Genomic DNA, 21,223 nt, shown 5'->3' with positions numbered 1-21,223 from the left:
AGCACTGTGTAGCACGGTGTAGCACGGTGTAACTCGGTCTATCACCGTGTAGCTCCCTATAGCTCCAACAGCGCAAAGCCTCGCTCCCCCTGATGGGAAGCGAGGCTTCTTGTCTTCGCTAGCGCGCGCTGGACATCCGGACTTACTCGATGACCGAGTTGTTGCCGGCGGCGTGGCTGAACAGCGCCGGGAGGGTGGCCGTCCACGCCTCCTTCAGTTCGGTGACGCTGTAGACCAGCTCGGTGAGGTCAGCAGCGCTGCCGCCGGTGCTGACAGCAGTGCCGTCCTCGGAGCGTGCCTCGCCGAGTGCCACCTGCTCGCTAAACGGCAGTGCCGGGAAGATGCTCGTGCCGAAGCGCACCTGCGGGGTGCCAGCCTGGTCGGTGATGCCCGTCAGGCCCACCCACGCGCCGGCGAGGTCGTGGTCGGCCAGGGAAGCCATCACGTCCTCGTAGTTCTCCTTGGTCACGGCCAGCAGCACGCGAGACGCCGTCTCGGAGAACATGCCGATGAAGGCACGCTCCACATCCGACGATGCACTCTCGGTCTGTTCGCCCAAGGACTTATCCGTGAGCAGGGAGGGGTTCACGGCGATGCCGCGGTTCGCCTGCACGGCCATCTCCACCACGGCCTGGGCCAGGCCGCCCTCGGACAGGTCATGCGCGGCGGCGATGGACTCGCGGTTTTCGGCCAGGAACTGGCCCAAGCGCTGCTCCAACTTGAGATCCACCTGCGGCGGCACACCAGCCAGGGTGTTGTGCGCGACCTGCTGCCAGATCGAGCCGCCGAACTCGTCCTTGGTCTCCACACCGGCAAGAATGAGGTGGTACTCCTGCCCTTCCTGACCCGCCGGGAGCTTCTGCGGGATGCGCGTGGCGCAGTCGTCGATGGTGCCCAGCACGGCGATAACCGGAGTAGGCAAGATCGGCGTGGAGCCAGTCTGGTTGTAGAACGACACGTTGCCGCCGGTCACCGGAGTGCCCAGCTCAGCACAGCCATCGGCGAGGCCGTGCACGGCCTCGCGGAACTGCCACATCACCCCCGGATCCTCCGGGGAACCGAAGTTCAGGCAGTTGGACACGGCCACCGGGGTGGCACCCGTCACGGCCACATTGCGGTACGCCTCGGCCAAAGCTAGCTGCGCGCCCGTGCGGGGATCCAGCTGCGTGTAGCGGCCGGACGCGTCCGTGGCCACCGCGATGCCGCGGCCGGATTCCTCGTCGATGCGCAGCACACCGGCGTCGGCATCCTTGGCGGAAACGGTGTTGCCGCGGACGTAGCGGTCGTACTGCTCTGTGATGAACTCGCGGCTGCACAATGCAGGAGAAGCAGCCATGTCCAGCACGAGCTGGCGCAGCTCCTGGCTGGTGGTCGGGCGAGCAAGGTGGGGATCCTCGTTGAGAGCATCCTGGTTGTCCGGCTTGGAGTACGGGCGCTGGTAGACCGGGCCTTCCTCGGCCATGGTCCGCGGTGGGGCGTCGACCACAACCTCGCCCTGATGCTCGATGACCAGGTGGTCACCGTCGGTCACGCAGCCGATGTCGGAGGCCAGCACGTCCCACTTGGCGCAGATCTCCATGAACGCATCGACGTTATCCGGGGTCACCACGGCGCACATGCGCTCCTGGGACTCGGAGGAGAGGATCTCGGCCGCGGTTATGTTTTCAGCGCGCAAGTGTACGTTGTCCAGGTTGATGTGCATGCCGCCATCGCCGGCGCTGGCCAGCTCTGAGGTGGCGCAGGACAAGCCGGCGCCGCCCAGGTCCTGGATCCCCACGACCACACCGGCGCGGTACAGATCCAGGCAGCACTCGATGAGGACCTTCTCCGCGAACGGGTCGCCCACCTGCACGGCAGGCAGCTTGCGCTCGGCGCCCTCTTCGAAAGTGTCAGAGGCCAGCACGGACACGCCACCGATGCCGTCCAGGCCGGTGCGCGAGCCGAAAAGGATCACGCGGTTGCCCTCGCCGGAGGCGAAGGCCAGCTTGAGGTCCTCGGTGCGCAGGGTACCCACGCACAGGGCGTTGACCAGCGGGTTGCCCGCGTAGGAGGCATCGAAGACAGTCTCGCCACCAATGTTGGGAAGTCCCAACGAGTTGCCGTAACCGCCCACGCCGGCCACCACGCCTGGCAGGACGCGCTGAGTATCGGGGGCATCGGCGGGGCCGAAGCGCAGCTGATCCATGACGGCCACTGGGCGAGCGCCCATCGCCATGATGTCGCGGACGATGCCGCCCACGCCCGTGGCCGCGCCCTGGTAGGGCTCCACATAAGACGGGTGGTTGTGGGACTCAACCTTGAAGGTCACGGCGTGGCCGCCACCGATGTCGATCACACCGGCGTTCTCACCGATGCCAGCGAGCATCTTGGACTTCATCTCATCCGTGGTGGTCTTGCCGAAGTAGCTCAGGTGTGCTTTCGAGGACTTGTAGGAGCAGTGCTCCGACCACATGACCGAGTACATGGCCAGTTCCGCGTCGGTGGGCCGGCGGCCCAGGATGTCTTTGATGCGCGCGTATTCGTCGTCCTTCAACCCCAGCTCGGCGTAGGGCTGATCCAGGTCAGGGTTTTCCTGCGCCTGCGCGACAGTATCGTTGTGAATCATTCGTTCTCCGTTCGCAGCTTTCGTCGCGGTGGGTTAGGACACCAGGGTGGATATCACGGACGTAAACAGGCCCAGGCCATCGGTGGAGGGGCCGGTGAGCTCCTCCACGGCGTGTTCCGGGTGCGGCATGAGGCCGACCACGCGGCCATCGGCGCTGCTGATTCCGGCGATGCTGTTGCGGGAACCGTTGTGATTGTGCTGGTAGCGGAAGACCACGCGGCCCTCCCCTTCCAGCTCATCGAGGGTTTCCTGGGATGCTTGGAAACGACCCTCGCCGTGCTTGGTGGGCACGTAGATCGCGGAGCCCTCGTCAAAGGAGTTGGTCCAGGCGGTGTTGGTGTTTTCCACGTCCAGGTAGATGTCTCGGCACACGAAGTGCAGGCCCTCGTTGCGGGTCAAGGCACCCGGCAGCAGCCCGGCTTCCTGGAGGATTTGGAAGCCGTTGCAGATGCCCAGAACTGGGGTTCCGCGCCCCGCGGCCTCCACGACGGAGCGCATGGCCGGAGCGATGGAGGCGATGGCTCCCGCGCGGAGGTAGTCGCCGTAGGAGAAGCCACCGGGCACTACCACGGCGTCCACGTTTTTCAGGTCTTCGTCTGCGTGCCACAGTTCCACGGGTTCTGCCCCGGCGAGCCGGACCGCCCTGGTGGCGTCGACATCATCGAGGGTTCCGGGGAAGGTGATCACGCCGATGCGTGTGCTCACTTGTCCCCCTCCACAACCACGTCGAAGTCCTCGATGACGGTGTTGGCGAGGAGGTCGGAGGCGATCTTGCGCAGATCCTCCTGGCTCACGCCTTCCTCAACGTCCAGCTCAAAGCGCTTGCCTTGGCGAACATCGTTGACTCCACTGATTCCGATGCGGCCCAGGGCGCGAACGACGGCCTGGCCTTGGGGATCGAGGATTTCCTGTTTGGGCATTACGTTAACGACAACACGGGCCATGGCTCTGTGCTAGCTCCCAGATGTGAAGGGTAAAGACGGTCTTGATGTACCCGCCTATCGTAACACCTGGGGTTTTCCGCTGCCCCTACGCGGCGGTGGGGTGACGCCGCTCCACGAACCCCCGGTGGCTGGCCGAGCGGTACCCGGCGGATGCCAGGTCCGTGAGGATCGCTTCCATGTCCCGCCGGATATCTTTCTTCGCGGCCTTGTGCGCGCTGATCGACAGGCGGATGTCCTGGCCCCTCTCGGCGATGCGGTGCACGCTGTTTTTCACATTTCGACGCCACCACGCGACCGCGCCGAACCCGTCTCCGAAGGCGAGCACGCGCACGTTGTGCGTGGAGGGGGCGGCGAGATCGCGAATGGTGTACGCGTCCGCTGCCACTGTGAATCCCAGTTGCTCGGCAGCGCTCAAGGAGGCTTCGGACGCCAGCCAGCGCGATGGCGCAAACACGCTCGGCTCAATGCCGAGCGTGGCGAGTTGGCGCCGTGCGGCGGTGAGCCGCAGCAGGGACTCGTGGCGACCGAGGCGGTGGAACTCCCCTTTGCCGGCATCCCCACCCAGCGGTCCCAGGCCGCCGAGCAGAAGCTCATGCCCGTGACCTGCGGACTCGTGGACGAACTCTAGGGCCGCGTGGTCGTCGCGGAGGCGCCACTGGGGCGTTTGCACGTTGAGCACCAGCCCCGCCTGGAAGCCAAGCTGCCGCGCGTAGTCGCGCATGCGCTCGGCGGCCACGACCGTGGCGCCATCGATCCCCGTGATCGTCATGATGAGGGCGGGATCGGTGGACTGTGAGGAAGAGGCGGAGGAGGGGGTGACGGTCGTGCTCATAGGGATCTACCCTGCCCCACCGAGGTAAACGGCGGGTGGCGCCAACCTAAAGTTCGCGCGACCTCTCAGCGAATCTTCTCTGTTGCGCCCATCCGGTCGAGCTCCCACGCGGTTTCGAAGGCATTCTGGCGCCACTTTTCGTAGCGCCCGGACACGCCACCGTGGCCGGCCTCCATATCGGTCTTGAGCAGCACGTCCGCGTTGGCCACGGCGCGCAGCTTAGCGACCCACTTGGCCGGTTCCACGTAGAGCACGCGGGTGTCATTGAGGCTGGTGATCGCCAGAATCGGCGGGTAGGTCGTGTCCTCGGTGATGTTCTCGTACGGCGAGTAGCTCGCCATGTAGTCGTACACCTGCGGGTCGTGGAACGGGTCGCCCCACTCATCCCACTCGGTTACGGTCAGCGGCAGCTCGGGCATGAGCATGGAGGTCAGCGGATCCACGAAGGGCACCACGGCCTCGATGCCGGCGAAACGATCACCGGCGAGGTTCGCCACGGCACCCATGAGCATGCCGCCCGCCGATCCGCCCTCTGCCACCATCTTGTCCGGGGTAGTCATGCCCTCGGCGATAAGGTGATCGGCCACGGCAATGAAGTCCGTGAAGGTATTGCGCTTGAATAGGCCCTTGCCGGTGTCGTACCACAGTCGGCCCATCTCACCACCGCCGCGCACGTGGGCGATGGCGTACACCACGCCGCGATCGAGCATGGACAGCCGGAAGATCGAGAATCCGGGGTCCATGGACGATTCGTAGGAGCCGTAGCCGTACAGCAGCACCGGGTTTTCCTGGTCCAGGGGCACGTCCACGCGGTGGATGAGGGAGACGGGGATGCGCTGGCCGTCCGCGGCGGTCACCCACATGCGCGAGGAGGTGTACTGGCTCGCATCGAAGGGCACGCCCTCCGGATCGGGCAGCACCTGCTGTTCCTTGCGCAGAATGCGCTCGCCGGTGGCCAGCACGATGTCGTAGACCTGCGCCGGGGTGGTGAAGCTGGTGTATACCACCCGCAGCACGGGAGCATCCCATTCGGAGTTACCGACGGTCCCCACGCTGCCGAGTTCCTCACCGAAGTCGATGCGGGTGAACTCCGTGAAGCCATCGCCAGCGTCCCCAAACTCCATGAGGTACAACGTCTCCAGCGCGTTCTCGCGCATCTCCAGAGCCATGTGGTTGGCGAACACGTCCACGCCCTCCACCCGGGCATCGTCCCGATGAGCCACGAGCGTGGTGACATCGTCCCAGCTCTCGATGGAGCCGACGGGGTGGTAGGCCAGCTCGGAGTTCACGCCATTGCGGTTGTGCACAATGAGCCAGTAATCCTTACCCGCCACCACAGCGTGATCCACGCCGTATTCCACGTTGGTTTCCCGCGGCTTGACGCACGTGAGCGTGGCTTGCGGATCCTCCAGATCCAGGTACCAGACCTCGCTGGTCACCTTCGAGCCGGTGTGCAGGCAGAGGAAGCGCTCCGAACGAGTGGTGCCAGTCGACACCCAAAATCGCTCATCGTCCTCGGTGAAGACGAGCTCGTCCGTAGCGGCGTCGGAGCCAAGAACGTGCTTCCAGACCTCGCAGGGCCGCCATGCATCGTCCACCTTGATGTAGTAGACAACGTCTCGGCCCACCCAGGTGGCGCCATAGAAGACGTTCTCGATGACGTCCGGGAGGTCCTCGCCCGTGGTGAGGTCCTTGAAGCGCATCGTGAAACGCTCATCGCCGGTGGTGTCGGTGGAGTAGGCCAGGCGGGTGCCATCGAGGGTGACGCTGGCGGCGCCGAGGCTGAAGAAGTCGTTGTCCTCGGCGAGGGCGTTGCAGTCTAAGAAGGTCTGCTCGTTCGGCGAGGGCTTGTGGGGATCAATGGTGGGCGGAGTCCAGTTGTCCGGGTCCGTCACCGGGATGCGACACATGCGCGCGTAGCTTTTGGATTCCTCGGTGCGGGAAAAGTACCACCAGTCGCCGGAGCGCACCGGCAGGGACATGTCCGTCTCCTGCACGCGGGCCTTGACCTCGGCGAAGATACGGTCCTCGAGCGGCTTGAGGTGGCTCGTGGACTGGGCGGTCCAGGCGTTTTCCGCATCCAGGTAGGCGCGAGTCTCTGCAGACTCCTTATCGCGGAGCCATTCGTAATCATCAACAAAATCGCGCCCGTGGAACGAGCGCGTGATGGGGTGCTTAGCCGCGACGGGAGGATGGGCGAGCTTCTGATCGGATGCGGTCTGTTCTGACATAAGACCACATCCTAGTGACGCACGCGGACGGGCCGCATGTCAGGTTAGACGCAGCTGCCGATCCAATCGGCGAAGCGCTTGCCGGAAATCTTCTCGTACGCCTCGATGTAGCGGGCGCGGGTGGCCTCGACCACGGAACCGGGCAGAGCCGGCGGCGGGGTGCCATCAGACTTATCCCAACCGGACTTTGGGCCGTTGAGCCAGTTGCGCACGTACTGCTTATCGAAGCTGGGCTGCACCTTGCCCTCCGCGTAGCCCTCGGCGGGCCAATAGCGGGAGGAATCCGGAGTGAGGACCTCGTCGGCGAGCACAAGGGTGCCATCCGCATCGAGGCCGAACTCGAGCTTCGTGTCGGCCAAGATCACACCGCGCTCCTCCGCAATCGCGGCGGCCGTAGAGTAGATGTCCAGCGTGGCCTGGCGGATCTCCTCCGCGCGCTCCTTGCCGAGGGACTTGACGACGACATCGAAGCTCACGTTCTCGTCGTGATCGCCGAGCTCCGCCTTGGTGGCCGGGGTGAAGATCGGCTCGGGCAGGCGGGACGCCTCAGTGAGCCCCTCGGGCAGCTCGATGCCGCAGACGGTGCCGTTGTCCTTGTATTCCTTCAACCCAGAACCGGTGAGGTAGCCGCGCGCCACGCACTCGAACGGGATCATGTCTAGCTTCTTGCAGATCATGGCGCGGCCCAACACGGATTCCGGGATCCGCTCATCGTCAAGCGGGCCGGCGAGGTGGTTGGGGAAATCGATGGCGTCGAAGAAGTAGTCGCTCATGGCGGTGAGGACCCGTCCCTTGTCTGGGATCTCGGTGTCGAGGACGTAGTCGAACGCGCTGATGCGGTCGGAGACAACCATGAGCAACGTGTTCTCGTCTACCTCGTAGATCTCACGCACCTTGCCTGCGGAAAGGTGCTCGTAATCAGACAGTTCGGGACGCATGGCTAGTTAGTCTAGTACCGGTGTGCAGCTTTGACTATCTGGGGAGCCACGGCAGCAACTGCATTGCAATTCACAGAATTTTTTTCGCAGGTAAACAACCTGGTTTGTTAAGAGTGTGTGACGGAGTTTGGGATTTTCCTTACAGAAGGCGGACATATCGATAGGATTTCGATCAATCCCGTCTCAGCGCTGTTGAGACACCTTCTGTTCACCGCAGGTTTACTTCACCGCAGGTTTACCGAGCGGCGGGCGGCAGCGTAAAGGTCCGAAGTGCCTTCTACACCGCCTTCCAGGAGGTCGACCTTCGGCGGGGACTCGGAGGCTTCGAGACACGGACGCCTAGTGGCGTCGAGAAGAATTCGCACCTGAGAAGACCTGACAATCCTGACAAAGCGGAGTAGACAACACACTCTGCCCCCACAGAGGAGAGGGCGTACACCCATGAAACGATCGAAGAAGGTGTCGGTAGCAGCGGGTATCGCGGCAGCGACACTGCTCGGCGGCAGCCTCACGGCCTGCGGATCGGACGACAAGTCCGGCTCCAACAATGCCTCGGGTAACGGCAGCAACATCATTCTTACCGACGGCACCGAACCGCAGAACCCGCTGGTGACCACCAACACCAACGAAAACGGTGGCGGCCGCGTACTCGACCAGATCTACACCGGCCTGGTGCGCTACACCAACGACGGCAAGGTGGAAAACGCCGTAGCGGAGAAGATCACCCCGAACGACGACGCCACGGAATACACCATCAAGCTCAAGGATGGTTGGACCTTCACCAACGGTGAGAAGATCACCGCAGACAGCTTCATCGACGCATGGAACTACGGCGCAGCAGCAAAGAACGCGCAGCTGCAGGCCGACTTCTACTCTCCCATCGAGGGATTCGACGCAGTCTCCAAGGAAGGCTCCACCGAGGACAAGATGTCCGGCCTGCAGAAGGTCAGCGACCTCGAGTTCAAGGTCAAGCTCTCCCAGCCCGAGTCCAGCTTCCCCGTCCGCCTGGGCGCCAGCCCCTACATGCCGCTGCCCAAGGCCGCATTCGAGGACATGAAGGCCTTCGGCGAGAAGCCGATCGGCAACGGCCCGTACAAGCTGGCTGACAAGAACGGCTGGGTCCACAACCAGGAAATCAACTTGGTCACCAACGAGGACTACAAGGGCGAAAACAAGCCGAAGAACGGCGGCGTGACGTTCAAGATGTACAACAACTTGGACACCGTCTACACCGACCTGCAGTCCGGCAACCTGGACCTGACCTACAACACCGTCCCTTCCAACGCGATGGCCGTCTACAAGGACGATTTCCCGGATAGCCACGAGGACAAGCCGATCGCCGCTATCCAGAACGTGACCATCCCCGAGCGCCTCGCCCACTTCGGCAACGACGAAGAAGGCAAGCTGCGCCGCGAGGCCATCTCTCTGTCCATCAACCGCAAGCTGATTGCGGACAAGATCTTCCACGGCTCCCGTGTTCCCGCCAAGGACTTCGGAGCCCCGACCCTCGGCGAGGGCGGCACCCCGGATATCAAGGGCAACGATGTCCTGGACAACAACCCGCAGAAGGCCAAGGAGCTGTGGAAGAAGGCCGACGAGATCAAGCCCTGGTCCGGCACCTTCGAGATCGCCTACAACGCCGACGGTGGTCACAAGGAATGGGTGGAGGCTGTCACCAACGACATCTCCCAGACCCTGGGCATCCAGGCTCAGGGCAAGTCCTACCCGACCTTCAAGGCCATGCGCGATGAGATCACAAACAAGAAGATTAACACCGCGTTCCGCTCCGGCTGGCAGGCCGACTACCCCTCCATCGCGAACTTCCTGGAGCCGCAGTACGCCACGGATGGTTCTTCCAACGATGGCGGCTACTCCAACCCCGAGTTCGACAAGCTGCTGAAGGAAGCCGCAGCCCAGACCGACGAGAAGAAGGCCCAGGAGACTTACAACAAGGCTCAGGCCGTCCTCATGGAGCAGCTCCCCGCCATCCCGCTGTTCTACTACGCAGCAACTGATGCGTGGAACACCAACCTGTCCAACGTGGCATACAGCTGGAACGGCACGGCCGATCTGCCGCCCATCGAGAAGAAGTAACCTCGATCCAGGACGAACTCACGTTGAACGCATGATGCTTGAGACCCCCTCTTAGCGGCGGCTACTTCCCGTGCACCTTGCACCGGAGGTAGTCGCCGTTCATGCGTGAGTGACAACCACCCCGCGATCGCTCCCCCAACTAATCATAGGACCGCACAAGCTTATGCTCTGGTATATCGGCAAACGCCTCCTCCAGATGGTGCCTGTCTTCTTTGGCGCCACATTCCTCATCTACGCGATGGTGTTCCTGACCCCAGGCGACCCCGTCACAGCACTCGCCGGCGACAAAGCCGTCAATCCCACCGTGCTGCAGAACATTCGCGAGCAGTACAACCTCGACAAGCCCTTCATCGTCCAATACTTGCTCTTCATCGGTGGCCTCTTCAAAGGCGACCTGGGCATGACGTTCTCCCAGCGCCCCGTCGTCGACGAACTGATGTCCGCTTTTCCGGTGACGTTCAAGCTCGCCATCATGGCACTCGTCATTGAAACGATCTTTGGCGTGGGCTTCGGTGTGATCGCGGGCCTGCGCAAGGGTGGGTTCTTCGACTCCACCGTGCTCGTCATCTCCCTCATCATCATCGCGGTTCCCATCTTCGTGCTGGGCTTCGTGGCTCAGTATCTGTTCGGTATCAAATGGGGAATCGTCCCGCCGACAGTGGGAGTCAATACCGACTTCTCAGATCTCATACTTCCCGCCTTCGTTCTGGGGTTGGTGTCGTTCGCCTACGTGCTCCGACTTACGCGCAGCGAGATCGCAGAGAATCTCCGCGCCGATTTCGTGCGCACGGCCTACGCCCGCGGATCCAGCCGCGGCTCCGTGATCACCCGCCACGTCATGCGCAACTCGATGATCCCCGTGGTGACGTTCATCGGCGCTGACCTGGCCGGCCTCATGGGCGGTGCGATTGTGACGGAAGGCATCTTCAACATCCACGGTGTCGGTGGTCTTTTGTACAAGGCCGTGACCATGGGCGAAGCGCCCACCGTGGTGAGCGTGGTGACCGTGCTGGTCATCATCTTCCTCATCGCCAACCTCATCATCGACCTTCTGTACGCACTGCTCGACCCGAGGATCCGCTATGCCTAACACTCCAGACAACAACCCGTTGACCAGTTCGGGACCCGAGCCGGTCCACGTCACCCCCGGCGATGCCGACATCCGAGGCCTGCGCTGGGTCGCTGAGGTCGATACTGACGATGTTCTCACGCGCGACCAGCTGATTCCCGATGACGCCCCCATGGGGATGTGGGGCGAAGCGTGGAAGCACCTGCGCCGCCGCCCCATGTTCTGGATCGCCTCGCTCATCATTCTGTTCGTCATTCTGCTCGCAGCCGTGCCGGGCCTGTTCACCAACCTCGATCCGCACCACGCTGACCTGGCGAAGTCCCTCAATGGTCCGGAGGATGGCCACATCTTCGGCTTCACCCAGCAGGGCTATGACGTGTACGCTCGCACCATTTACGGTGCCCGGGCCTCCGTGGTGTGTGGCATCGCCACCACCTTGCTGGTGACGGTCTTGGGCGTGATCATCGGCGCCATCGCGGGCTACCGCGGCGGCTGGATCGACTCCGTCCTTTCCCGCATCACTGATACGTTCTTCGCCATCCCGTTGTTGCTGGCCGCCATTGTGTTGATGCAGGTCTTCTCCGTCCGCACGATTTGGACCGTGGTGTTGGTGCTCGCGCTGTTCGGATGGCCCCAGATGGCCCGCATTGTCCGCTCATCGGTGATGAGTGTGAAGAACAACGACTACGTGACGGCATCCCGAGCCCTCGGGTTGTCCCGCACTGCCATCCTCATCAAGCACGTCCTACCGAACTGCCTGGCCCCCATCATCGTGATGGCGACCACGAGCTTGGGCATCTACATCGTCGCCGAGGCAACCCTGTCGTACCTGGGCATTGGCCTGCCTCCCACGGAGGTGTCGTGGGGTAACGACATTTCGGCCGCACAGAACTCCATCCGCTACCAGCCTGCTGTTCTGTTCTACCCCGCAGGGTTCCTAGCACTGACCGTGCTGGGCTTCATCCTGCTGGGCGACACCTTGAAGGACGCACTCGATCCGAAGGAGCGCACTCGATGAGCGATGACACAAAGAAGAATCAGGACGTCGTGCGTGACAAGCCCATTTTGTCCATGCGCAAGGTGGATATCGCTTTCGGCTCGAAGAAGAAGCCCATCGACACGGTCTTTGGCGTGGACCTGGATATCTACCCCGGTGAAACCGTGGCCGTGGTGGGCGAATCCGGCTCGGGTAAGTCCACGACCGCGCACGCCATCATGGGCCTGCTGCCTGGCGGCGGCCACGTCACGGGTGGCACGATCACCTTCGATGGCGAGGACATCACCCACGCCTCCCCCACGCGCCTCACCGAGCTGCGGGGGTCCCAGATTGGTTTGATCCCCCAGGACCCGATGTCCAATCTCAACCCCGTGTGGTCGATCGGCTCGCACATCAAGGAAGCGCTGAAGGCCAATAATGTGGTCTCGGGCTCGGAGGCTCACAAGCGGGCCATTGAACTCATGGAGGAGGCGGGACTCCCCGATGCTGAGAAGCGTGTGGGCCAGTACCCGCACGAGTTCTCCGGCGGTATGCGCCAGCGCGCGTTGATCGCCTGTGGCCTAGCCGCTCGCCCACAGCTGCTCATCGCGGACGAGCCCACCAGTGCACTGGATGTAACGGTCCAGCAGCAGATTCTGGATCATTTGCAGGGCCTGACGACAAAGCTGGGCACCGCCGTGATGCTCATTACCCACGACTTGGGACTTGCCGCAGAACGCGCCCACCGCATCGTGGTGATGAGCCAGGGGCACGTGGTGGAGACCGGCCCAGCGCTAGAGATCTTGCAGGACCCGCAGCACCCGTACACACAAAAGCTCGTGGCTGCGGCTCCGTCGCTGGCCGCACGGCGTAGCGACGTTGTTGACCACCGTGCACAGATCCGTGCGGAGGCCGAAGCCGCTGCCGGCGCTTCGGATTCCCAGCACCTCATTGAGGTAGAGGGGCTGACGAAGGTCTTCAAGGTCCCGGGAGACAAGCCGTGGCAGAAGAATGATTTCGTTGCCGCCGACAATGTGAACTTCTGGTTGGATCGGGGCCACACGCTCGCGCTCGTGGGCGAATCGGGCTCCGGCAAGTCCACCGTGGCCCAGATGGTGCTTGGCTTATTGGAACCCACCAAGGGCCGGGTCATGTTCGACGGTCAAGATGTCACCGGCCTCAAGGGAAAGGATGAGCTCGCGTTTCGCCGCCGAGTGCAGCCTGTGTTCCAGAACCCCTACGGCTCGATCGATCCGATGTATTCGGTATACAACACCATCGCTGAGCCGTTGAAGATCCACAAGGTGGGCGATAAGAAGTCCCGCGAGTCGCGGGTGCGCGAGCTGCTAGATATGGTCGCCATGCCACAGTCGATGATGCACCGCTTCCCCGGCGAGCTTTCCGGTGGTCAGCGCCAGCGCGTGGCCATCGCACGTGCCCTAGCGTTGGGCCCCGAGGCGCTCATCCTCGACGAGGCCGTGAGCGCACTCGACGTACTGGTTCAGTCTCAGATTCTGGAGCTGCTCAACAATCTCCAGGCCGAGATGGGGCTAACCTACCTGTTCATCACCCACGACCTGGCCGTAGTGAAGCAGATCGCGGATGAGACGCTGGTCATGCAGAAGGGCAAGATCGTGGAACGCGGGGAGACGGACGGTTTGTTCGCTAACCCGCGCGAGGAATACACCCAAAAGCTGCTGAATTCCATTCCTGGCGGAAAGATCGAGTTGTACTCCTAATTTACCGATCAGCCTGCTTGAGGATTGTTCCGCAAAATCGCCAGTGATTGTCTCGCGATCCAACACCGCCGCCCTATCGGGTGGCGGTGTATTCTTATTTCCGCTCAATGATTTTCTGCAGGGTATGGGCAAGCGACTTGGCGTATATCCCCAGCCTTCCCTGCACAATTGGCGATGATGTCCGCCGAGTTAGCCGACGATGCACTATAACCAAATGTGAGGTCAAGCACCGTATGAATTCCCGCCACCCAGCTCGCCGTCACGGTCGCCACGAGGCCACCGCCACCTCGCCTTTGCGTACTGCAGCGTCCCGCCCTGAGTCGTCGTCGCTGCCGTTTTTCGCTTTCGACGCCGCCATGGCCGCTCTAGTCGCAGCTGTGTGCACGGTCGGGTGCGTCCTTGCGGTCCATGGGCTGCATTTTCAGGCGCCCTCCACTCTGCCGCGCATGGTTGCCAGCACTGCCATTGTCGTCGTATGCGCTCTGGTTGCGTGGTTGGCACTGTCCCGTCGTCTTCCACGGTGGATTCGGTATGTCACGGGGCTCGTAGGTCCCAGCGTTTCCAGCGCACTTCTCCTCAGCTTGTTGCTGTATGGCACTCCCAACTACCTCAATGGCTTTGTCGGTGACCAATCCCAACGACTCGCCTATACTACGAAATTTACTTCTACCACGGACCTTGTTGATCCTTTTTACGAAGGTATTGCTCCTTTTTATCCCGCTGCGTGGTTCTGGGTCGGTGGTCAGATTGGCCATCTACTTGGTGTCGAAGGTTGGGTGCTGTACAAGCCATTCGCCATTTTTACAATGGCATTATCGAGTGGACTCTCATTTATTCTGTGGCGGCGAATCGTTCCAAATAACCTTGCCATTGGAATAGCGATGGTGACAGCCATCATTGGCGTGCACATGGGTTCATACGAGCCGTATTCCTGGATTTTCATAGCCTTGCTACCGGCTGTTGCCTGGGCCGCCCAACGTGCTTATTATCCTTCGATCCTCCTCGGTCTCACAGTTTTCGTGGGGCTCAGCTGTGTCACCTATACCCTCGCCGCAATGTGGGCGGTGATCATTGTTGTGCTCAACGCCTGGGTGGGCCGCCGATCTACCGCTAGCTTCGCCGGAGCATTCTCCGTAGGAGCTGTCGGAGCAACGGCAATTGGACTGCTGTTTTGGGGTCCCTATTTGCTGTCGATAGTGCGCGGAGTACCTCACGAGAGTTCAGTCGCCACGCACTACGCACCCGAGATTGCTGCTTCGTGGCCGACTCCCATGTTGGAATGGTCTGGGAGGGGAATACTTTGCCTTGTTGGCTTCCTGTGGCTCGTTGCACGATTGAGTGGCATTCCACGGAGCAACTCCTGGAAAGCAGTTCCGCACTCCGTCGTGTTCGCCCTCACTAGTTGCGTTGCCGTTGGGTACGCTTGGTTCGCTCTGTCGGGGGTCGTTGCGCTGATGGGAACCACCCTCCTGCAATTCCGCATCGAGCCTCTAATCGTGCTGAGCTGCTCCATAGCGGGTGTGTGCGCCATAAGCGATGGTTGGCATTTTGCGCTCAACGTTGTTCGTAAGTCAGCAATTCAGCGCGAAAAAATAGCAACTCGGACATTAGCGTTCCACGGCAACGCTCTACGTGTCTCCATGATTGCTGTGCTGTCAGTCATTGCCTTGTCGATGGCCCAACACTATTCCAGCGAGAACCTCGAATTGGCCGAATCTGCCCGCACCAAGGGTGGCCCGAGCCGCGAGTTGTTGGATGCGGTGAGCACCGTGACCGGTGGAGTTGCGGACAACGAAGTGACCGTGCTTGCCGAAGGCACCCTTACCGCGCAGCTCCTCGGTCGAAGGAGTTACTGGGCCTTCCAAGCACCGGCCCCAGCTTACGCTGCACCTTTGGCTCGTTACGGGGCGAGAAACGATGCAATCGCATCATGGTCATCTGCCACCACCCCTAGTGAACTGCGCGCCGCGCTGGCTTCTGACGGTTTCCCAGACCCAACCGTTTTCGTGTTCGAGACTGTGTCTCCCGAGAAGAAGGAAAATGCCAACCCTGAGTCCTCGACGGATCCGTCCCCTGTTGGTGTGGAGGATCGAAATCGGCAGGATAGGGGCGGACAGAGCGCTAATGAAGGTTCGGAACAGTGGGTCTACACACGACGAGATAACACGATGCCGAGTTCCACGCTCACTGCTTCAACACCTATCGTCTTTTCTCCCTCCGCCTTCGACGACCCCTCGTTTCCCCATGTTCGAGTGGGCTCATTGATGGTCGTTGGGGTGCCGCCGAATAACTAACTGTCTCGTCCCTTCCTCACCGAGCTTCTAAAGGATCTCGCCCGGCTGGTACGCCGCCGCCTCTGGGTGGCGGCGCACTTGCTCCTCCACCTTGTCTAGCACGCGCTGCACCTGCGATTCTGCCGCGCCGATGAAGGCATGGCGGTCGGCGAGGGCCTCGTTGAGCTGTTGCTCGTCCAGCGGGAAGCGGTCGTCGGCCGCCAAGCGCTGTACCAAGTCCTGGTCTCCGCCGTTTTCACGCATATTCAGGGCGACGCCCACAGCGTGCTCCTTAATCAGTTCGTGAGCGGTTTCTCGACCGACCCCTGCCCGCACGGCTGCCATGAGAATGCGCGTGGTCGCCAGGAACGGCAGGTAGCGGTCCAGTTCGCGTTCGATCATGGCAGGGAACGCGCCGAACTCGCCGAGAACGGTGAGGAAGGTTTCCGTCATACCGTCGAAGGTGAAGAAGGCATCAGGCAATGCCACGCGGCGCACCACGGAGCAGAACACATCGCCCTCGTTCCACTGCGCGCCAGCCAGGTCGGCGGTCATGGTGAGGTAACCGCGCAGCAGGATCTGCATGCCGCCTACGCGCTCGCACGAGCGAGCGTTCATCTTGTGCGGCATGGCGGACGATCCCACCTGGCCTTCCTTGAAGCCCTCGGTGACCGTCTCGTTGCCGGCCATGAGCCGGATGGTCATGGACAGGCTGGACAGTGCAGCGCCCATTTCCACGAGCGCCGAGATGGCGTCGAAATCGAGACTGCGCGGGTAGACCTGGCCCACGGAATCAAAGACGTGGTCGAAGCCCAGGTTGCCCGCGATTTTCTCCTCGAGTTGGGCGAGCTTGGCTTCGTCGCCGCCGAGGAGGTCGAGCATGTCCTGGCTGGTGCCCATGGGTCCCTTGATGCCGCGCAGCGGGTAGCGGCCGAGCAGGTCCTCCACGCGGTCCAGGCCAACGAGTAGCTCGTCCGCCGCGGAGGCGAAGCGCTTGCCCAAGGTGGTGGCCTGTGCGGCGACGTTGTGGGACCGGCCGGCCATCACCAGTGACTGGTACTCCCCGGCGCGCTTGCCGATGCGGTTCAGCACCGCCACGGCCTTGTCGCGGGCCAGCTCGAGGGAGCGGTAGATCTGCAGCTGCTCCACGTTCTCGGTGAGGTCGCGGCTGGTCATGCCCTTGTGGATGTGCTCGTAGCCGGCGAGGTCGTTGAATTCCTCGATCCTGGCTTTGACGTCGTGGCGGGTGACCTTCTCGCGCTCGGCGATGGAATCCAGGTTCACCTGGTCGATGACGCGCTCGTAGGCCTCGATGGCCTCGGCGGGTACGTCGACCCCGAGTTCGGCTTGAGCCTTCATCACGGAGATCCATAGTTTGCGCTCCATGATGATCTTGTTCTCCGGGGACCACACTTCGGTCATCTCCGGGGAGGCGTAGCGGTTGGCAAGGACGTTGGAAATCTTCTTCTTAGCAGGCACGTCTTTCATTATCCCATAGCCTGGTTAGCGGTTTCTCGGGTGTCGCACCACGATGACGGTGCGCCGAGCTCGCGCCCCGGGCAGTGGCGGCACCGCTCCCCCACCGCTTCCCCCATCACCCACGCCCAGCAGCGCCAGCATCGCGGCCTCACCGTCGGCGTCGAGGTGCTCCGTGGGTTCGTCGAGCAGGAGCGTCGGCGCATCCGTCAGCAGGGCACGGGCCACGATAATCCGCCGCCGTTGCCCGCCGGAAAGCGCTGCCGCGCCATCGCTGAGCACGGTGTCGAGGCCGCGGTCGAGGTTGCGGACCCAGTCAGCCAGCCCGACGGCCGCGAGCACCTCCCACATCTGCTCGGTCGTGGCATCGGCGGCACCCACGGCGAGGTTGTCGCGCACGGTCGTTGCGAAGATGTGCTCGTCCTCAGCGATGAAGCGCGCCCCGTCGGCGCGGTAGGTTCCGCTGAGCGGCGGCAGGAGCCCGGCCAGGGTCAGCAGCAGTGTGGTCTTTCCCGCGCCCGATTCGGCCACGATCACGTGCCGCCCGCCCTCGGGGACGTGCAAATTGACCGTCATCGCTGGCGTTTCCCACCCGACCACGAGGTCCTGAGCGTCGACGCCACCACGCATCCCCTCCTCCCCGTCCGCTGTGGGAACCACGTCGGCGCTCCCCTGGGAAATGGTCCGCCCGAGGCGATCCTCCGCGCGGCTGGAGCGAATGCGGACGCGGGCGGCGTCGGGCAAAGAGGCCACCGCCTCGAACGCGGCGAGGGGCAGTAGCGCCGCCACGGTGAGCCACTCGGGGCTGTGCTGCGGCGCGGCGAGGGAGGCCACGGCAAAGGTAGCCACCGCCGTGAGGGCTGAGGCCAGCATCCACATCCCAGCCGCCCGCGCTGACCACGGCCGGGCCGGCGCGCGAGAGGCGGCGAGATCGTGGTCGGCGCGCGCGGCGGCGTCCAGACTGTCGGCAAGCTGTCCGCGCACGCGCAGGGTCGCGGCGTTGCGGAGCACGTGATCGACCGCGCCGACGTACCTCTGCTGTGCGTCGAGGCTGTCCAGCCTGCGTTCCGCTGCGCCCGCCATGCGGGGTGCAATGAGCCCGGCCACGGCCAGACCCACGGCCAGCACGCCTGCGGCGGGTAGCGACAGCAGCGCGGTGAAGCCGATGGCGAGCGCGCAGGTCAGGCCGGCGACCCATCGGGGGATGGTGCTGCGGACGATGCGATCGGTGAGCGCGTCCACGTCCGAGCCGATGTGGGCCAGTAGTTGGGCTCGGCTGAGCGCCATCACCTCCCCGCTCGGCGCGGTGGACAGGGCGTTGTAGATGCGGGTGCGCGCGGTGGCCGCCGCGCCGAGGGCGACATCGTGGCTGGCGAGCCGATCGACGTAGCGGAACACTGCCCGCGAAATGCCGAGGGCTCGCACGGCCGTGACCGCCACGGAAAGCTCAAGGACCGGCGGCATCTGCCACGCGCGGGTGATGAGCCACGCGGACACCACCGTCAGCGCGATAGAGGACACGAGCGTAAGCGTGCCCGCGAACACTGCCCGGATCATGCGCTTACCTCCCAGACCACATCGGCCGCCGCGATAACAAGCGGATCGTGGCTGGCCACGAGCACTGTCGCGCCGTCAGCCGCCAGCTGCGTGAGGGTGCCGATCATCGTCGACGCCGCCACGGAGTCCAAGTGCGCCGTGGGTTCATCGAGGATCACGAGGTCCTTGCCCGGAACGACGCTGCCGAAGCTCGCTCGCTGGCGCTGGCCGACCGACAGCTTGGAGGTGTCCCCCACCGCGGCGGTATCGAGGACGGGACGCTGCGGCAGGTAGGCGGTGCGTTGCCACAGCTCCGGGCCCGTGACGGCCCCGTCAGCGCCCACTACCCCGGCTGTGCCTGTGCCGCTGGAAATACCCAGGGCCGCCAGGAGCGCGGTGGATTTGCCCACGCCATTGGGCCCGGCAAGCACCGTGAGGCGGCCGGGCTCAGCGTGGGCGGTGAGGTTGCGCGGGCGGGCGCCATCGCGGCCGGGTGAGGAGTAGTTGTCAAAGATGACCGTGAGGGCAGCGCTGGACGCAGCGGCCGGTTGTGCCGGTGTGGTGCCAGTTGGCTGTGCTGGCGTGGCATCGGCGGGGCGGGAAAGTTCCGCGTCCACGGCCTTCCAAGCAGCCATGCCGTCCTGGGCCGAGTGGAACTGCGTGCCCACCGCCCGCAGCGGGGCGTAGACCTCCGGCACGATGATGAGCACGGCCAGCCCGGCAGCGAGCGTGATGTGCCCGCCGAGCAGGCGGAAACCGATGTTCACGGCAACCAGGGCCACCGATAGCGTGGCGAGGAACTCCAGCACGAAGCTGGACAGAAAGGCGATCTTCAGCACCGCCATGGTGGAGTTCTTCTGGGCCAGCGACAGTCGCTCCACTTCGCCCTGGGGTGAATCCGCCCCGCGTTGGCGATGATGCGCCACGAGGGTGGGAAGCCCCGTAATGACGTCGAGTAATTGATCAGTGAGCCGGGCGGTATCCCGCAGCTTGCGTTCGGTCCGGTCTTTGGTGAGGGTGCCGACGAGCCACATGAAGAGAGGGATGAGTGGGATCGTTGCGGCGGCCCACAGTGCAGAGGGAACGTCGAGCCACGCCACTGCGGCCAGCGCGATGGGCGTGGACAGCGCCGAGGCCGTGGCCGCAGGCAGGAAGCCGGTGATGTAGGGGCGGATGCCCTCCATGCCGGTCGTGAGGGTCTGCAACCACTGGGCCTTGTCAATCGAGCGGGGATCGCGACCGGCCAGGTGAGCCGTGGCGCGGGCGCGCAGGTCGGCAATGGCATCGTCGGCGGCGTGGTCGCCCAACCTGCTCTGCGCCCACGCAACAACGGCGCGCGCTGCGGCAGCCACGATGAGCCATCCCACCAGTCGCGCCGGGAACAGGTGGTTCGGCGACGACTGGTCCAGCACGTCGGCCACAGCCAGGCCGGTGAGCACGCCGAAGGCGATGGTCGCCGCCACTCCAGCAACGTTGAGCAGCGCGGCGATGACCACCCACCGGCGCAGGGCCGGGCTGAGGGTCAGGAGTTTAGTAGGCCGCATCAGCAGCGACCGGCTCGGCGGTGACGCGCTTGCGGAACACCCAGTAGGTCCAGCCCTGGTACGCCATCACCGCGGGGGCGCCGATGGCGGCGGCCCATGTGAGGATCACGAGCGTGTAGTGGCTCGACGCCGCCGAGTACACATCCAGCCCCGGCCACAGACGCGGGAACAGGGATCCGAAGATGGCCACGCTCATGGCGAGCACGGCCGCAGAGGTCGCCACGAAGGCGATCCCATCGCGCTGCGCACGGGCTGCAACGGCGGCGATGATCATGCCGGCGAGCACCACGACCGTGGCGATCCACGTCCAGGTCTTGCCGTAGCTGAGCTGCATCCACACGACCCATCCGCCGCCGAGTACCACGGCCGCCACGGTGGGGGCGAGCACGTAACGGGCCAGCTCGTTGCGCAGTGCCCCGGCCGTCTTGAGCCGCAGGAAGGTGATGCCGTGCACGAGGAAGACGGTGACGAAGGCTGCCGCGCCGAGGATGCCGAACAGGTTGAACAGCGGGTACACCGCACCGGCGTTGTCAGGCACGCCACGGATGAGATTACCCATGGCCACGCCCCACAGGATGGGCGGTGCCCAGGAGCCGATGATGATGCCGGCATCGCACCAGCTCCGCCAGCGTGCGGTATCCACCTTGGAGCGCCATTCGAGGCCCACGACGCGCACGATGAGTGCCGCGAGGATAAGAAATAGCGGCAGGTAGTAGCCGGAGAACATGTCCGCGTACCACGCGGGGAACGCGGCGAACAGGGCGCCGCCGGCGGTGATGAGCCAGACCTCGTTGCCGTCCCACACCGGGCCGATGGTGCGGACCATGGCCGCGCGGCGGGATTCGTCCTTACCGGCAAGGGGCAACAGCATGCCCACGCCGAAGTCGAACCCTTCCAGCAGGAAATACCCCGCGAACAAGAAAGCGATGATGACGAACCAGATTGTTGGAAGATCCACACCAAACA

At 63.6% G+C, this 21,223-nt stretch carries 15 protein-coding genes; 5 read left to right on the top strand and 10 right to left on the bottom strand.

The features are described 5' to 3' along the window. Positions 1-142: 142 nt before the first annotated feature. The 6 genes from purL to LA343_RS04140 form a co-directional block, all read right to left on the bottom strand. Complete coding sequence (purL, locus tag LA343_RS04165) at positions 143-2,605, bottom strand: phosphoribosylformylglycinamidine synthase subunit PurL (protein WP_025402106.1); 2,463 nt, start codon at positions 2,603-2,605, stop codon at positions 143-145. 33 nt (positions 2,606-2,638) lie between these two features. After that, positions 2,639-3,310: a phosphoribosylformylglycinamidine synthase subunit PurQ gene (gene purQ / locus LA343_RS04160; RefSeq protein WP_025402105.1), complete on the bottom strand. Its 672-nt coding sequence runs from the start codon at positions 3,308-3,310 to the stop codon at positions 2,639-2,641. Next, a complete protein-coding gene (gene purS, locus LA343_RS04155) occupies positions 3,307-3,549 on the bottom strand; it encodes a phosphoribosylformylglycinamidine synthase subunit PurS (RefSeq protein ID WP_025402104.1) in 243 nt (80 codons plus the stop codon). Before purS ends, purQ begins: the two co-directional genes overlap by 4 nt. Before the next feature lie 85 nt (positions 3,550-3,634). Beyond that, the gene (locus LA343_RS04150) at positions 3,635-4,381 is read right to left on the bottom strand and encodes a DUF2334 domain-containing protein (RefSeq protein ID WP_025402103.1); all 747 of its coding nucleotides are present in this window, start codon (positions 4,379-4,381) and stop codon (positions 3,635-3,637) included. 65 nt (positions 4,382-4,446) lie between these two features. Continuing rightward, on the bottom strand, positions 4,447-6,612 hold the full coding sequence (locus LA343_RS04145) for a S9 family peptidase (protein ID WP_025402102.1): 2,166 nt from the start codon (positions 6,610-6,612) through the stop codon (positions 4,447-4,449). A 44-nt stretch (positions 6,613-6,656) separates the two neighbouring features. After that, positions 6,657-7,550 (bottom strand): phosphoribosylaminoimidazolesuccinocarboxamide synthase, encoded by an 894-nt coding sequence (locus tag LA343_RS04140; RefSeq protein WP_025402101.1) that lies wholly within the window; start codon positions 7,548-7,550, stop codon positions 6,657-6,659. Positions 7,551-7,991: 441 nt separating this feature from the next. On the opposite strand from LA343_RS04140, the gene LA343_RS04135 reads away from it, so the two are divergent. From LA343_RS04135 to LA343_RS04115, 5 genes are all read left to right on the top strand, one after another. After that, entirely contained in the window at positions 7,992-9,644 is a 1,653-nt protein-coding gene (locus LA343_RS04135) for a peptide ABC transporter substrate-binding protein (RefSeq protein WP_025402100.1), read from the top strand. A 163-nt stretch (positions 9,645-9,807) separates the two neighbouring features. Next, entirely contained in the window at positions 9,808-10,734 is a 927-nt protein-coding gene (locus LA343_RS04130; protein ID WP_025402099.1) for an ABC transporter permease, read from the top strand. Beyond that, positions 10,727-11,731, top strand: a complete 1,005-nt coding sequence (locus LA343_RS04125) for an ABC transporter permease (protein ID WP_025402098.1) — start codon at positions 10,727-10,729, stop codon at positions 11,729-11,731. Before LA343_RS04130 ends, LA343_RS04125 begins: the two co-directional genes overlap by 8 nt. Then, the gene (locus tag LA343_RS04120; protein WP_025402097.1) at positions 11,728-13,428 is read left to right on the top strand and encodes a dipeptide ABC transporter ATP-binding protein; all 1,701 of its coding nucleotides are present in this window, start codon (positions 11,728-11,730) and stop codon (positions 13,426-13,428) included. Before LA343_RS04125 ends, LA343_RS04120 begins: the two co-directional genes overlap by 4 nt. 107 nt (positions 13,429-13,535) lie before the next feature. Then, positions 13,536-15,722, top strand: coding sequence for an arabinofuranosyltransferase (locus tag LA343_RS04115; protein ID WP_081737265.1), 2,187 nt, complete (start codon positions 13,536-13,538; stop codon positions 15,720-15,722). 27 nt (positions 15,723-15,749) lie between these two features. On the opposite strand, the gene purB is transcribed toward LA343_RS04115, so the two are convergent. The 4 genes from purB to cydB are packed head-to-tail and all read right to left on the bottom strand — an operon-like array spanning position 15,750 to position 21,215. After that, the gene (gene purB / locus LA343_RS04110) at positions 15,750-17,189 is read right to left on the bottom strand and encodes an adenylosuccinate lyase (protein WP_039910860.1); all 1,440 of its coding nucleotides are present in this window, start codon (positions 17,187-17,189) and stop codon (positions 15,750-15,752) included. Between the two features lie 15 nt (positions 17,190-17,204). Continuing rightward, on the bottom strand, positions 17,205-18,734 hold the full coding sequence (gene cydC / locus LA343_RS04105; protein ID WP_025402094.1) for a thiol reductant ABC exporter subunit CydC: 1,530 nt from the start codon (positions 18,732-18,734) through the stop codon (positions 17,205-17,207). After that, on the bottom strand, positions 18,731-20,257 hold the full coding sequence (locus LA343_RS04100) for an ABC transporter transmembrane domain-containing protein (RefSeq protein WP_039910859.1): 1,527 nt from the start codon (positions 20,255-20,257) through the stop codon (positions 18,731-18,733). The genes cydC and LA343_RS04100 overlap by 4 nt, the downstream gene beginning before the upstream one ends. Next, positions 20,244-21,215 carry a cytochrome d ubiquinol oxidase subunit II gene (gene cydB / locus LA343_RS04095; RefSeq protein WP_025402092.1) on the bottom strand — a complete coding sequence of 324 codons (972 nt, stop codon included), beginning with the start codon at positions 21,213-21,215 and terminating at the stop codon, positions 20,244-20,246. The genes LA343_RS04100 and cydB overlap by 14 nt, the downstream gene beginning before the upstream one ends. Positions 21,216-21,223: the final 8 nt, after the last annotated feature.

This window comes from Corynebacterium falsenii (assembly GCF_020099275.1).
In the GTDB taxonomy this organism is placed as follows: domain Bacteria; phylum Actinomycetota; class Actinomycetes; order Mycobacteriales; family Mycobacteriaceae; genus Corynebacterium; species Corynebacterium falsenii.
The sequence above is the reverse complement of the archived record's forward strand: the minus strand, read 5'-3'. Positions and strand labels throughout refer to the sequence as shown.

What these genes read in the sequence shown, in the direction of transcription:
- LA343_RS04145 (WP_025402102.1), bottom strand. Translation starts at nt 6,612, where the DNA reads ATGTCAGAACAGACCGCATCCGATCAGAAGCTCGCCCATCCTCCCGTC.
- LA343_RS04100 (WP_039910859.1), bottom strand. Translation starts at nt 20,257, where the DNA reads ATGCGGCCTACTAAACTCCTGACCCTCAGCCCGGCCCTGCGCCGGTGG.
- purB (WP_039910860.1), bottom strand. Translation starts at nt 17,189, where the DNA reads ATGAAAGACGTGCCTGCTAAGAAGAAGATTTCCAACGTCCTTGCCAAC.
- LA343_RS04115 (WP_081737265.1), top strand. Translation starts at nt 13,536, where the DNA reads ATGATTTTCTGCAGGGTATGGGCAAGCGACTTGGCGTATATCCCCAGC.
- LA343_RS04120 (WP_025402097.1), top strand. Translation starts at nt 11,728, where the DNA reads ATGAGCGATGACACAAAGAAGAATCAGGACGTCGTGCGTGACAAGCCC.
- cydC (WP_025402094.1), bottom strand. Translation starts at nt 18,734, where the DNA reads ATGATCCGGGCAGTGTTCGCGGGCACGCTTACGCTCGTGTCCTCTATC.
- LA343_RS04135 (WP_025402100.1), top strand. Translation starts at nt 7,992, where the DNA reads ATGAAACGATCGAAGAAGGTGTCGGTAGCAGCGGGTATCGCGGCAGCG.
- purS (WP_025402104.1), bottom strand. Translation starts at nt 3,549, where the DNA reads ATGGCCCGTGTTGTCGTTAACGTAATGCCCAAACAGGAAATCCTCGAT.
- purL (WP_025402106.1), bottom strand. Translation starts at nt 2,605, where the DNA reads ATGATTCACAACGATACTGTCGCGCAGGCGCAGGAAAACCCTGACCTG.
- LA343_RS04125 (WP_025402098.1), top strand. Translation starts at nt 10,727, where the DNA reads ATGCCTAACACTCCAGACAACAACCCGTTGACCAGTTCGGGACCCGAG.
- LA343_RS04130 (WP_025402099.1), top strand. Translation starts at nt 9,808, where the DNA reads ATGCTCTGGTATATCGGCAAACGCCTCCTCCAGATGGTGCCTGTCTTC.
- LA343_RS04150 (WP_025402103.1), bottom strand. Translation starts at nt 4,381, where the DNA reads ATGAGCACGACCGTCACCCCCTCCTCCGCCTCTTCCTCACAGTCCACC.
- LA343_RS04140 (WP_025402101.1), bottom strand. Translation starts at nt 7,550, where the DNA reads ATGCGTCCCGAACTGTCTGATTACGAGCACCTTTCCGCAGGCAAGGTG.